Annotated in this window: 12 protein-coding genes; 8 read left to right on the plus strand and 4 right to left on the minus strand. The window is 67.5% G+C overall.

All coding sequences use genetic code 11. The features are described 5' to 3' along the window. Positions 1 to 37: 37 nt before the first annotated feature. From OHB26_RS12980 to OHB26_RS12990, 3 genes are all read left to right on the plus strand, one after another. The gene (locus OHB26_RS12980; protein ID WP_330184418.1) at positions 38 to 355 is read left to right on the plus strand and encodes a DUF4190 domain-containing protein; all 318 of its coding nucleotides are present in this window, start codon (positions 38 to 40) and stop codon (positions 353 to 355) included. A gap of 45 nt (positions 356 to 400) precedes the next feature. Continuing rightward, complete coding sequence (locus OHB26_RS12985; protein WP_442942933.1) at positions 401 to 1,108, plus strand: TrmH family RNA methyltransferase; 708 nt, start codon at positions 401 to 403, stop codon at positions 1,106 to 1,108. A gap of 135 nt (positions 1,109 to 1,243) precedes the next feature. After that, on the plus strand, positions 1,244 to 2,386 hold the full coding sequence (locus OHB26_RS12990; protein WP_330184420.1) for a glycoside hydrolase family 76 protein: 1,143 nt from the start codon (positions 1,244 to 1,246) through the stop codon (positions 2,384 to 2,386). A 6-nt stretch (positions 2,387 to 2,392) separates the two neighbouring features. Here OHB26_RS12990 and OHB26_RS12995 read toward each other — a convergent pair whose 3' ends face one another. Together OHB26_RS12995 and OHB26_RS13000 are read right to left on the minus strand one after the other, a co-directional pair. Continuing rightward, entirely contained in the window at positions 2,393 to 3,103 is a 711-nt protein-coding gene (locus OHB26_RS12995; protein WP_330184421.1) for a DedA family protein, read from the minus strand. A gap of 8 nt (positions 3,104 to 3,111) precedes the next feature. Continuing rightward, positions 3,112 to 3,804, minus strand: a complete 693-nt coding sequence (locus tag OHB26_RS13000) for a DedA family protein (protein WP_330185623.1) — start codon at positions 3,802 to 3,804, stop codon at positions 3,112 to 3,114. A 173-nt stretch (positions 3,805 to 3,977) separates the two neighbouring features. On the opposite strand from OHB26_RS13000, the gene fbaA reads away from it, so the two are divergent. The 3 genes from fbaA to OHB26_RS13015 all read left to right on the plus strand — a co-directional run bounded on the left by fbaA (position 3,978) and on the right by OHB26_RS13015 (position 7,829). Beyond that, complete coding sequence (gene fbaA / locus OHB26_RS13005) at positions 3,978 to 5,015, plus strand: class II fructose-bisphosphate aldolase (RefSeq protein ID WP_330184422.1); 1,038 nt, start codon at positions 3,978 to 3,980, stop codon at positions 5,013 to 5,015. A gap of 102 nt (positions 5,016 to 5,117) precedes the next feature. Then, complete coding sequence (locus OHB26_RS13010) at positions 5,118 to 6,236, plus strand: BTAD domain-containing putative transcriptional regulator (RefSeq protein ID WP_330184423.1); 1,119 nt, start codon at positions 5,118 to 5,120, stop codon at positions 6,234 to 6,236. A 126-nt stretch (positions 6,237 to 6,362) separates the two neighbouring features. Continuing rightward, positions 6,363 to 7,829, plus strand: a complete 1,467-nt coding sequence (locus OHB26_RS13015) for a DUF4185 domain-containing protein (protein ID WP_330184424.1) — start codon at positions 6,363 to 6,365, stop codon at positions 7,827 to 7,829. 65 nt (positions 7,830 to 7,894) lie between these two features. Here OHB26_RS13015 and OHB26_RS13020 read toward each other — a convergent pair whose 3' ends face one another. Further along, a complete protein-coding gene (locus tag OHB26_RS13020) occupies positions 7,895 to 8,953 on the minus strand; it encodes a fused (3R)-hydroxyacyl-ACP dehydratase subunits HadA/HadB (protein WP_330184425.1) in 1,059 nt (352 codons plus the stop codon). Positions 8,954 to 9,175: 222 nt separating this feature from the next. Beyond that, positions 9,176 to 11,410 (minus strand): Rv0361 family membrane protein, encoded by a 2,235-nt coding sequence (locus tag OHB26_RS13025; protein WP_330184426.1) that lies wholly within the window; start codon positions 11,408 to 11,410, stop codon positions 9,176 to 9,178. 81 nt (positions 11,411 to 11,491) lie between these two features. On the opposite strand from OHB26_RS13025, the gene OHB26_RS13030 reads away from it, so the two are divergent. Both OHB26_RS13030 and OHB26_RS13035 read left to right on the plus strand, forming a co-directional pair. Next, a complete protein-coding gene (locus tag OHB26_RS13030) occupies positions 11,492 to 11,926 on the plus strand; it encodes a DUF3151 domain-containing protein (RefSeq protein WP_330184427.1) in 435 nt (144 codons plus the stop codon). 62 nt (positions 11,927 to 11,988) lie between these two features. Further along, positions 11,989 to 13,083: an FUSC family protein gene (locus OHB26_RS13035; RefSeq protein ID WP_330185624.1), complete on the plus strand. Its 1,095-nt coding sequence runs from the start codon at positions 11,989 to 11,991 to the stop codon at positions 13,081 to 13,083. The last annotated feature ends 11 nt before the right edge of the window (positions 13,084 to 13,094 follow it).

Here is a 13,094-nt window from a genome sequence, read left to right on the forward strand (position 1 = left end):
CGTGGTGGGGCCAGCACGAAGACCTAGCATCATGTGCATGAGCTATCAACCGCCGCCACCGGGGTATCAGCCGGGGTATTACGGCGCACCGCCACCGGACCATCCGCAGACCACCACGGTGCTCATCCTGGGCATTCTGAGTCTGGTGCTGTGCCAGTTCCTCGGACCGGTGGCCTGGGTGATGGGCCGCCGGGCCCGCGATGAGATCGACGCCTCACAGGGCACCATCGGCGGGCGCGGCCTGGTGAACGCGGGCTATATCTGCGGCATCGTCGCCACCTGCCTGCTGGTTCTGGGACTGCTCTTCCTGGTGTTCGGCATCGTGGTCGGCGTGGTGGGCAGCTCCAGCAACTAGCCGCGCCGATCGGGGCTCCGCTGACCTGCCATTACGATGGCCCGGGTGAGTTCCGCCCGTATCTCCGACGACCCGCCCGCCCCCGACGCCACCGAGGGTGACCCCGCCGGTCCCACGGAGTGGGGTGAGCATCCGCACGGCGTCGGCCCGTGGGTCGAGGAGTTCGGCACCGAACCCCCGGACGATCCGCGGCTGGATCCGGAGTTGCTCGCGCACGGCGACCGCCGCAATGTCGTTGACGCCTACCGCTATTGGACCCGCGAGGCGATAATCGCCGATATCGACCGCCGCAGGCACCCCTTCCACGTGGCCATCGAGAACTTCGGCCACGACGCGAATATCGGCACCGTCGTCCGTACCGCCAATGCCTTCGGCGCGGCCGCGGTTCACATTGTCGGCCGCAAGCGCTGGAATCGCCGCGGTGCCATGGTGACCGACCGCTACCAGCACATCCACCACCATTCGGATACCGCCGAACTCCTGAAGTTCGCGGTCGCGAACGATCTCACCGTGGTCGCGGTGGACAACGTCCCGGGCTCGGTTCCGCTGGAAACCGCTGAGCTGCCCCGCGATTGCCTGCTGCTCTTCGGACAGGAGGGGCCGGGCGTCACCGACGCCGCGAAGGACGCCGCCCTGCTGACGGTCTCGATCGCCCAGTTCGGCTCCACTCGGAGCATCAACGCCGGCGTCGCGGCGGGCATCGCCATGCACGCCTGGATCCGCCAGCACGCGGACCTCGCCAACGCCTGGTAGCTCCGCCTTCCCGCCGCCACCGGGTGACACGCCCGGGCTCAGCACCCCCCTGTCACCAGGCACGGGGGTGCGAGAGCTGGACAGTGGTAACAAATCAGCCACGAAGTCGGGCGTTCGGCTGGCAGTATTTGTCCTATGACTTCGCGGACCGGGCGCAATATCGAGCCGACCGCCGCGCTCTGGTCGGAGCGCGCCGATCTGGCGGAGTCGGCGATCGTATCGCGGCACCTGCGGGCACTGTGGGGTATGCCGGGGACGGCGCTCGGGGTGGTGGGGTGGCCCGCCACCAAGCGCGAGCGCGGCTTCGCGAATTGGCATTACTGGTGGCAGGCGCATCTGGTGGATTGCGCCGTCGACGCGGCGAATCGGTCGCCGACCCCGGTGCGGCAGAAGCGGATCTGGTCCATCGCGCATGCCATGCGGTTGCGCAATATCTCCGGCTGGACCAATAACTACTACGACGATATGGCCTGGCTGACAATCTCTTTGGAGCGTGCCGAGCGCACCCAGGGCGTCGCCGAGGTGCGCGGTGCGCTGCTCGCGCTGGACAAGGAGTTGTACGCCGGGTTCGAGTCGCAGTTCGGGGCGGTGCCGTGGCGTAAGGGTTCGGATTTCTTCAATGCCCCGGCGAACGGTCCGGTCGGTATTGCCATGGCCCGGCTCGGCCGCTACCCCCGCGCCCAGGAGATCTCCGACTGGCTCGACAGCACCCTGCGGGATAAGGACTCCGGGCTCATCCTCGACGGCATCCACCTGCCCTCGGGTGAAGTGGAGCGCCCCACCTACAGCTACTGCCAGGGCGTGGTGCTCGGCCTGGAGACCGAACTCGCGGTGCACACCGGTGAACCCCGGCATGTCGAGCGCGCGGTCCGCATGATCGCCGCCATCGAGGAGCATATGGTCGGCGGCGGTGTGGTCATCGGCGGCGGGGGCGGGGACGGCGGCCTCTTCAACGGCATTCTGATCCGCTATCTCGCACTGGCCGCGGTCATGCTCCCCGGTGATGAGATCGCGCAGGTGAACGCCCGTCGCATAGCCGCCGCGATAGTCCGCAATTCGGCCACGGCCGCCTGGGAGAACCGTTTGGAGGTCGAGGGTGAACCCCTATTCGGCCCGGATTGGCGACTCCCCGCCCGACTACCCGGCATCTCCGGCGCGGGTCGTCTCGAGGGCGGTTCGGTCTCGGCCTCGCGCACCCCCGAACGCGATCTCTCCGTGCAACTTTCGGGCTGGAAACTCATGGAAGCCGCGCATACGGTCACCGCCGCGGGGCTGTGAAATCTCTCAGCCGTTGATCCGGCGGACGTCCAGCGGCACCGTCTCGCACTCCGAATCCAGGTCGAAATCCTCTGCGGGCCGCGACATTTCCGCCCGGTACTGGCGCACGCCGACAATCGTCCCCAGGATCAGCCCGACCACCAGCGTGCCGATCACCGCGGGCATCAGCCAGGACACGCTCTCCAGGAAACCGCCCGCGTAATACCCGATCAGCAGCAGTACCGGAGCCCAGATGATCGCGCCGATGGTCGAGGCGATGGTGTATTTGCGGTGATCCATTCCGGCCGCACCCGCGACCAGCGGGCAGAGCGTGCGCACCCACGGAATCCATCGTGCGATGAGCACCGCCAGGAAACCGTGCCGATGCAACAGCTCGGCCACCCGGCCCAGATTCCGGGTATTGATGTATTTGCCGTTCTTACGCGCCACCAGGTGATGTCCGGTGCGCTGTCCGATCACATAGCCGACCTGATTACCGGCGATGGCCGCGATCATGGTCCCGACCGCCAGCGCCCAGATATGCATCTCGCCGGTGGCCTGCGAGGCGAGTACGACACCCGCGGTGATGAGCATCGAATCACCGGGTAGGAACAGCCCGATGATGAGCGCGCACTCCAGGAAGACGAAGGTCAGGACCACGGTCCAGACGATCACCGGCCCGGCCGTCTCGAGCGGCCCGAAGGCGCTCAGGGCGGAGGTTAGTGGGGTCGTCGACACCGATGGCTCTAGCGGTTCGGCTCGTTCGACGTGGCGGCCAGCTCCTGCTCGACGGCGCCGCGTCCACGCAGGTTCTTCACCACGGTGACGATGCCGGGCAGGATCGAGACGAACACGATGAGCAGGAAGATCGCCTCGACGTTCTTGCGGATGAACTCCACATTGCCGAGGAAGTAGCCGAGCACGGTGACGCCGCCGCCCCAGAGAATGGCGCCGACGATGTCGAAGGTGACGAACTTGCGGTAATCCATCTTGGAGACGCCCGCCAGCACCGGCATGAACGTGCGCACGATGGGCACGAAGCGCGCCAGGATGATGGTCTTGGGGCCGTACTTCTCGAAGAATTCGTGCGTCTCGGTGACGTACTTCTTCTTGAAGAAGCGACTGTCCTCTTTCTGGAACAGGGCCGGGCCGATGGCTCGGCCGATCCAATATCCGGACTGGTCACCCAGGAATGCGATGAGAATGACCGCGGGCAGCAGCACCCAGATGGAGACCGGCGGGTTCGACTGGGCGCTCAGCAGACCGCCAGTGAACAGCAGGGAATCGCCCGGCAGAATCGGGAACAGCAGCCCCGTCTCGATGAAGACGATCACCAAGATCGCCGGGAGCACCGCGTTCTTGAGCCATGTCTCGGTGAGGAGGTGCATGGGATCGAGAATCGCGGGGAGCGCGACGTTGGTCGTCACGGCATCGGACACGGCCAGCAAGGTCACGGGCACCACCCTACCGGGGAATGCGGTCCATCACAGAATGTCTCACAGCGTCCGCTCAGGATGTTCGGTCCGAGGCCACCGAGTGCGTTGAAACCACACTGCCTTAGGGTGTCGCCTGACAGAATTGTTGTACACAGCACACCACTACGGAGGTCATTGTGCCCATCGCGACTCCGGAGATCTACGCCGAGATGATTGCTCGGGCCAAGGAGAACTCCTTCGCGTTCCCCGCGATCAATTGCACGTCGTCCGAGACGATCAACGCCGCGATCAAGGGTTTCGCCGACGCGGGCAGTGACGGCATCATCCAGTTCTCCACCGGCGGAGCCGAATTCGGTTCGGGCCTGGGTGTGAAGAGCATGGTGACCGGCGCGGTCGCGCTCGCCGAGTTCGCGCATGTGGTGGCCGCCGAGTACGACATCACGATCGCGCTGCACACCGATCACTGCCCGAAGGACAAGCTGGACACCTTCGTTCGGCCGCTGATCGCCATCTCGGCCGAGCGCGTGAAGGCCGGGCTGAACCCGCTGTTCCAGTCGCATATGTGGGACGGCTCCGCGATCCCGATCGACGAGAACCTGGAGATCGCCAAGGAGCTGCTCAAGCAGTGCCATGCGGCGAACATCATTCTCGAGGTCGAGATCGGTGTGGTCGGTGGTGAAGAGGACGGCGTCGAGGCCGAGATCAACGACAAGCTGTACACCTCGCCGGAGGACTTCCAGAAGACCATCGACGCGCTCGGCGCTGGCGAGAACGGTAAGTACCTGCTGGCCGCCACCTTCGGCAATGTGCACGGTGTGTACAAGCCGGGCAATGTGGTGCTCAAGCCCGAGGTGCTCGCCGAGGGCCAGCGCGTCGCCGCCGCCAAGCTGGGTCTGGGCGCGGACGCGCAGCCGTTCGACTTCGTCTTCCACGGTGGTTCGGGCTCGCTCAAGTCCGAGATCGAGGATTCGCTGCGCTTCGGTGTGGTGAAGATGAACGTCGACACCGACACCCAGTACGCCTTCACCCGCCCGGTCGCTGGGCATATGTTCGCCAACTACGACGGCGTGCTGAAGATCGACGGTGAGGTCGGCAACAAGAAGGTCTACGACCCGCGCAGCTACCTGAAGAAGGCCGAAACCTCCATGGCCGCACGCGTGCTCGAGGCGTGCAACGACCTGAAGTCGGCCGGTCGCTCCATCAGCGCCAAGTAAGGTAGCTCCGAGGCCGGTAAAACTCCGGCCCAGTGAGCAGAGCCCGCCGCGGTGGCCAGGTGCTGCCGCGGCGGTTCGCTTTTCTACACGAGGTGCAGCGCAATGACTCTCGATGTGCGGGTCCTCGGGCCTGTGCAAGTGCTGGTCGGCGGCCGTCCAGTACTGGTCGGCGGCCCCAAGCCGCGCGCACTGCTGGCCGCGTTGACCGTGAACCGGCGGCGTGCGGTCTCTTCGCAGGCGCTGGCGGATATCGTCTGGAATGACGAGCCGCCGGATTCCTATCAGGCCAGCTTGCAGGTGTTCGTCTCCAATATTCGTAAGACACTGCGCAATGCCGGTGTCGATCCGGCCGCGGTGCTGCGGACCGAATCGTCCGGGTATCGACTCGAAATCTCCGATGAGCACTGCGATCTGGGGCGTTTCGAGACCATCCGCCGCTCCGGTACCGAGGCCGCCAATCTGGGTGATCACGAGAGCGCGGCCCGCCGGTACGCGGATGCCTTGGCGCAGTGGACGGGTCGCGCGCTCGACGATCTCTCCGGACTGTCGTTCGCCGAAAGCTTCGCCACCGCAATGGATGAGGAGCGACTGCTGGTCGCCTCCGCGCGCGTCGACGCCGAAATCGCCTGCGGCCGTGCTTCGTCCGTGGTCGGTGAACTGGTGGCCATGACCAACGCGCATCCGCTGCGAGAACCGTTGTGGGCGCAGTTGATTACGGCGCTCTACCTATCCGGGCGACAGGCGGACGCGCTGGAGGCGTGCCGCCGGGTGCGCGGGGTGCTCTCCGAGGAGCTCGGTATCGATCCCGGTCCGGCGCTGATCGCGTTGGAGCAGCAGGTGCTGCGGCAGGAGCCGCTGCTGACCGGTCAGATCGCCGAGGTCGAGCGGCTGGCCAAGGCCATGACCGAGACCGTCACCGAGATGCCGCGCGCGGTCCGGGCCGGACAGCTGCTCACCGCCGAGGGGCGGGTCGTTCCGATCGCGGTGGGCGGCATGAAGATCGGCCGCATGACCGATAACGATCTGGTCCTGGACGACCCCAAGGCCAGTCGCTACCACGCGCAGATCACCCCGAGCCGGGCCGGCCTGCTGATCAAGGATCTGGGCTCGGCCAACGGGGTCTACATCAACGAGCAGGCCATCGAGAGCGCCGCGGTGCTGGCCGACGGTGACGCCATTCGAATCGGCGCGACCGTCTTCGTTTTCCAGGCGGTGCGCTGAGCCGCTGCCGGATTCGGCTATCGATTCGGTTGATCTCGGGCGAGTGCCCGCGGATCACCGGGGGTCCCGGGTAGGGTCTGCTGCCGGATGTGTCCGGAGAGCCCGATTGTCGAGAGGTTTTGACGCATGGCCGAACGGCTGCTGGCCGCGGTGGGAGCGATGGTGTTCGGCGCGGGGGTACTCGTCGCCGCCAACCCCACGATCGCCACGGCAACACCGTCGGAACCCGGTGCGGCGGAGTCGATTCCCGGTATCGGACCGTGTAAGTCCGATCCGGAACCGGTGCACGAATCCCTGGTCCCCAAGACCATGGAGGTGCCGATCTCCTATCCGGCCATCACGGTCGATCCCGGCCCGCCGCCGGAGAACACCAAACGGATCAAGATGGAGCTACCCACCGATCCGTGCATCAACCCGTGCCCTGATCTGACCGATCTGCCCGCACCGCCGCCGAGTCTCAATGAGCAACTGGGCATTCCGCGGCTCATCCTGCATCCACAGGCGTTCAATTTCGCCTTCCCCAACCCGAACCCACCCGCGGTGCCGCCCGGCCCGGAACCGGCGCATCCGGGTGTCGAGGCCGCCCCCCAGGCTCCGGCGCGCCCCATCCCCCGGGTGTCCGCCGTGCGCGAGGTGGCCAAGCTGACCGGGGCCAACTCGGTCAACCGCACCGATAAACGCTGGCAGGTCCAGGGCACCGACCTGGGCATCATGTGGGAGAGCGCACCCGGTGAGGTCGCTATCGCCTTCGGCGACACCGTCGGTCGCGATTTCCATCCGCCGGGCGGTATGGGGGAGGACTGGCGCAGCAATCTGCTCGCCTTCAGCAGCGATAAGGATCTGACCGACGGCGTCACCTTCGACCGCATGGTCACCGACGCGCGCTGCCACGCCGGCGAACTGCTCACCAGCAAGAAGCTCGACAATGTCGAGATCACCACCATCCCGACCTCCGGGTTCGCGCTGGGCGACCGGCAGTACATGAGCTACATGTCGATTCGCACCTGGAACAGCATTCCCGGCACCTGGTACACCAACTACGGTGGCATCGCCTACTCCGACGATCACGGCGAGACCTGGACCAAGGACCCACACGCCAAGTGGGACAACATCTTCGGCGTCTCCAACTTCCAGGTCGCCGCCATGGTGCCGCAGGGCGATTGGGTGTACATGTTCGGCACCCCCAATACCCGCCTCGGCTCGGTCGGCCTGGCCCGCGTCCCCAAGGACCAGGTCCTCAACACCACCGCGTATCAGTACTGGCGGAACGGTGAATGGACCCCGGTGGGCGGCTACACCTCCGCCTCCCAAATCGTCGAGGCCCCCGCCGCGGAGCTGTCCGTCCGCTACGACGCCGCCCGCAAGGTCTGGCAGATGAGCTACCTCGACACCGCCAAGGCCGCTCTCGTCGTGCGGGAATCCGATTCACCCCAGGGCGTCTGGTCCGAGAGCGCCGCGACGGTCAGCGCCCTGCAATTCCCGGAGCTCTACGGCGGCTTCATCCACCCCTGGTCCACCGGCGACGACCTGTACTTCACCATGTCCACCTGGAGCGACTACAACGTCTATCTGATGCACGTGACGCTGAACTGAGCAGTGCCCCGGACGAAAAGGGCGGGCCGCGCGTGAATGCGCGGCCCGCCCTGTGTCTTTCGAAATCAGGCGGAGAGGCGTACTTCGGCCACTGCCCGGCCGAAGAGCTTCTTACCCTCCGAGGTCGCCCCGAGAACGATGGTGGCGGACCCGTTTTCGGCATCCACCGACTTCACCTTGCCGGTGAAGTCCACGAAGGTCGCCGCGGCGGGCCACACCGGCACGAAGCCGGAGAAGCGCACGCTGAACTTGCCCAGCGCCGCCGGGTCGCCCAGCCAGGAGACCAGGTAGCTGGCGGTCATACCCATGGTGAGCATGCCGTGCGCCACCACGGTCGGCAGACCCGCCAGCTGCGCGGCGGTATCGCTGAAGTGGATCGGGTTCGGATCACCCGACACACCGGCGTAGTTGGCCAGATCACCGCGGGTGACCGGCATCCGGGCATCCGGCAGCTCGGTCCCGGCGGTCAGCGTCGCGGCGGTCGGCACGGTGCGCACCGGCAACGCCGGGGCGGGATCGCGGAAGGCGGCCACATCCTCGGGCGCGAGCAGAATCAGTCCGTTCGGGTCCGAGGCGCTGGAGGCGCTGTCCGCGACGTGGCCGTGCATGACCACGCCCGCCATGGTCTCCGCGATCGCCGCGTCGATCTCCACACCCAGGCGGGCCACGATGGTGGTGGTCGCGGCCAGCACCGGGAGCGCGTCCGCATCGGTGAACGTCACCTTGACGGTGATGAAGTCATTGCCGCCGTAGGAGCGGATCTGCTCGATCGCCACATCCACCGAGAGCAGGTCGTCGGCGAGGATCGGGCGGTGGTACTCGAAGATCTGGTCCGTCTGTAGGAACTGCGAGACGTCGTACTCGGTGAGTACGGTGCCGATCAGTGAACGCGTGGTGGCCGCGCCGATCACCGAGGCGAAGGTCGGCGGTGCGAGCAGACCGGAGTAGCCGAGCTCGCGAGCGTCCTGCGCGTGGTGGTGGGCGGGGTGGTTGTTGCGGACCGCGCGCGCGAATTCACGAACCTTCTCACGGCCCACCTCGTAGTGATCCCGCACTCGGAAATGCCGACCGACCAGATCGGTGGCGGTGGCGCTGGCGGCGGCCGCCTCGGCCGTCTCCGTCATGGTGTTCAGCTCCCTGCACAATCGAAACCTGGTGGGTCCAAGCCCGATCGGAGTCGGCACGGCAACGCGGCAGGAGGCCACGGAGGCGCCGACACGCCATCGTGGCTGGCCCAGACAATCCGGGCCATGCTACCGGCGAGTCGGACTGTTGACCAGGTGTATGTGATGTTCGTCGCGGGCAGCGGCGCGAATGCGTCATCGCCCGCTCGGAACATCTGCAGGTCAGTTCTGGCCGTTAGCCGGATCGCAGACCTTCCAGCCATCGGAGGTGTGCTGGAGGTCGAAGGTGCGCGCCGACGCCTTGCTCGGATCGGCCTCGGTGTAGACCGTCGCCTGCGCGAGCGCGGTATCCCCGGTGATGCGGATGGCATCCACACTCTTCACCACGGGAATGCTCTTCTGCTCCTTGGAAGTTCGGTACACACCGGCGAACTGGTCGGCCGAAATGTTCTGGTAGAAATCGTGCTGCGCACCGCAGGTGATACCGCGCAACTTCTCCAGATCGCCGTTCGCCAGCCCGTCCGTGTAGGTGGTTATCGAGCTCTTGACCTGCGCCTCGGGTGAATTGTCCGAGGAATTCGCCATGAATGCGACCACCGCGATCACCACGGCGACCACCGCTACCAAGGCCCCGGCAATGATCAACACCCGATTACGGGATCCCGCAACGGGTTTCGCGGGTGCGTCAGCATTCTCGCCGGGCGCGGGTACCCGCTGTGGCGCGGCAATGGTCCGCCCCGCGTCGAGCCCTTGACCGTCCTGCGGCCGCTGTCCAACCCCCTGAACACCGGGCGCTCCCTGCGAAGCCCCGCTCTGCCCCTGTGCACCGGGTGCCCCGCCGACTTCCCGCGCACCATTCGGCCCCTGCGGCGCACCGGATCCCTGCCCGCCCGGCTTCGTCAGCGGGACAGCGGATCCCTGCGGTCCGCCTTGCCCGGGCCCACCGGGGCGTTGCTGTCCGCCTTGGCTGTTCGGCCCCTGCGGCGCGCCCTGTCCCGGTCCGCCGGGTAGTTGCGAGCCGCCCTGCCCGTTCTGCCCGATGGGTGCACCCGGCCCCTGCGGCGCGCCCGGCCCGACACGCTGCGGTCCGGCCGGCATGGCGCGCGGCCCGCGAATCGGGACGGCGGGCGCGGTCGGCTGCATATCGGCGGGCGAGGGCGCACTGCCCGGGCGTCGCGGTGCGTGCGGCGGACGCGGCGGCGACGGCCGGGTCTCCTCGACCGGACCCGCCGGACCCGCCTGCTCCGGTGAACTGACGCGCGGCCCCACATTCCGCGGCCCCTGATTCATCCGCGGCGAAGCGGGCGGCTTGCTCACGGCCCGCCCCTGCGGCCCCGAAACCCGCATCTTCTCGGTCTTCTGCTCACCCGAGACAATCGGCAGCGCGGTGGTGGCGTCCTCCGCTCCCATCGGAACACGCTTCATCACAACGGTTTCCGAATCCGCGTCACCGTCGGCCGCGCCTTGCTCGGTAGCGTCCGCGCCGCCTTCGGATCCAGCCGCGGACTTCTCATCCGACCCGATCGGTGCGCCCGCATCGCCCTGTGCGGAACCCGGCTCCCGCGCTCCGGCCTGACCCGCCGCGCTCTGGTTCGTACCCGCATCCGCCGGGCGCTGTGCCGCGTCGGTGGACGCGTCGTTCGCTGTCGATCCGGCCCGGCCGCCGGAAACACCCTGTCCACCAGCAGCGTTCGCCGCGGCCGCACCGGGCCCGGCGGCCGGATCGGCCGAGTTGTCCGCGCGGGCGGCATCGGTCCGATCCGCGGGCGAACCCGGTTGCGTGGCTGCGTTATTCGACTGTGCGGCCGAATCGCTGCCCGGTTGACCCGTGGGCCGCTGCTGCGCGTCCGCGCGCGGGACGACCTTGAACTGGGTGGTGACATCCGCTGAGGGAGGCGGGTTTCCGGAGTCCACCGGGTTTCCGGGCTGTGCGGTCGCGGGGGGCTGCGCACCGCCCTGCGGTGCGGCGGCGTTCGAGGTCGCGCCCTGCCGCGCTGCGCCCTGCTGTGCCGAGCGGGCACTTTGCTGTGCGGGACCGCCCAAGTGCGGGGGGAGTTTTCGCTGTGCCGGACCACCCTGTGCCGGGCCGCCCGGTCCCGCCGCGCCGGACGCATTGCCCGGTCCGACCGCCCCGGGCGCACCACCACTCTGCGCGGGCGCGCCGCCCTGTCCTGCCGGAGAAGCCGCTCCACTCTGTCCCGCCGGAGTGGGCGCTCCGCCCTGCCCCTCGGCACCAGGTGTACCCGCGGGGCGCGGGGTGGCGGGGATGCGGGCGGTGGGGCCGTCGTTCGGCTGCGGCGGTTCGTACTTGATGGTGGCGAAGCCCGGCTTGGAGGTGGGGATCACCTCGGTGGCGGCGGTTTCGGGTGCGGCTGCTGTGTCCTGGTCGGCGCCCTTGCCGGGAGCTGCCGGGACGGCAGAATCCTGTGGCTGCTGGTCGTCGTTCGAGTCGGACACGCGCTACCCCTCGCTTCGGCGGAACTGTGATTCGACGGTCAGCCTACTGAGCATTCCGATAGTCGGTGCAGAATGATCGGCATGACCTCCTTCGGTGATCTGCTCGGACCCCAGCCGGTACTGCTCCCGGAAAACACCGACGCCGAGGACGCGTTGCTGGAGAACAAGGACCCGGTGCAGGTCGCGGCGGCACATCCGACCGCCTCCATCGCCTGGGCCTACCTGGCAGAAGGCGCTCTCGAACGCGGTAAGGACGAGGTGAACGCCGACACCCTCGCCGGGTACGCGTTCGCCCGCACCGGCTACCACCGCGGCCTGGACCTGTTGCGCCGCAATGGCTGGAAGGGCTTCGGCCCGGTGCCGTGGAGCCACGAACCCAATCGCGGATTCCTGCGGAGTGTCGGCGCGCTGGCCCGTGCCGCCCGCACCATCGGCGAGACCGACGAGTACGCGCGCTGCCTCGACCTGCTCGAGGATTGCGATCCGCGCGCGGCCGCCGAACTCGGCCTCGACTGACCACATTGAGCAGTGGCCTGGGCACCACGTTCGACGCCGCCAAGGACAGCGGCGTCGCACGCATGCGCACGGCGACCGCACGGGTCCGCTCGTCACTGCTGCCGATCGTGCAGTGCGCGGTCGGCGCGGGCGTGGCCTGGTTCATCGCGCACAATATCGTCGGTCATCCGCAGCCGTTCTTCGCGCCGATGGCGGCCATGATCTCCATCGGTGTGTCGTTCGGGGCGCGATTGCGGCGCGCGGTCGAGTTGATCGTGGGTGTCGCGGTCGGCATCGGTATCGGCGATCTGTTCGTCTCGCGGGTGGGTACCGGCGTCTGGCAGATTTCGATACTCGTCATCTTCGCCATGTGCGCGGCCGTCTTCCTCGACGGCGGCCCGGTCATCACCATGCAGGCGGCATCGTCGGCGGTGCTGGTGGCCACGCTCCTGCCACCGGCGAGCGGCGCCTCGCATCTGCGCATCATCGACGCCTTGGTCGGCGGCATGGTCGGCATCGTGGTGGTGGCGGCGATTCCACTGCATCCGGTGCGCCGCGCCAGACAGCAGGCCGCCGACATTCTGGGCGTCATGGGCAAATCCCTCACCGATTGTGCGGACGGACTGCTCGAACACGACGCCGACAAGATCAAGAACGCGCTGGAGGCGGTGCGCGGCACCCAATCCCGGCTCGACACGCTGCGCTCAACTCTCGAGGGCGGGCGGGAGATCAGCAGAATCTCACCGCTGTACTGGAATTCGCGTGCCCGGCTCGAGCGCCTGCGCGAAGTGGCGGACCCCCTCGACAACGCGGTCCGCAATACCCGAGTCCTGTTGCGCCGGGCCCTGTCTCTCGTGCGCGATGACGAAATCCTGGACCCGCGACTGACTCTCGAAGTCGAGCGGCTCGGCGACGCCGTGGATGTGGTGCGGCAGATGGTCCTCGCCGATCCGGGTGATCAACCCGATGCGGCCGAGGCCACCCGCATCCTGCGTACGGTCGCCAAGGGCGCGACCAAGGATCTGGTCGACGGCGCGGGCATCTCGGCGCACGTCGTGTTCGCACAACTGCGCTCGATCGTGGTCGACCTCATGCAGGTGTGCGGTATGCGCAGACTCTCCTCGATCGCGCTACTGCCGCCGACCGTCGCGAATCCCTATGTGACGCCGATCGATTGATTCGAGTAGTC

The organism is Nocardia sp. NBC_01503, from assembly GCF_036327755.1.
Taxonomy (GTDB): domain Bacteria; phylum Actinomycetota; class Actinomycetes; order Mycobacteriales; family Mycobacteriaceae; genus Nocardia.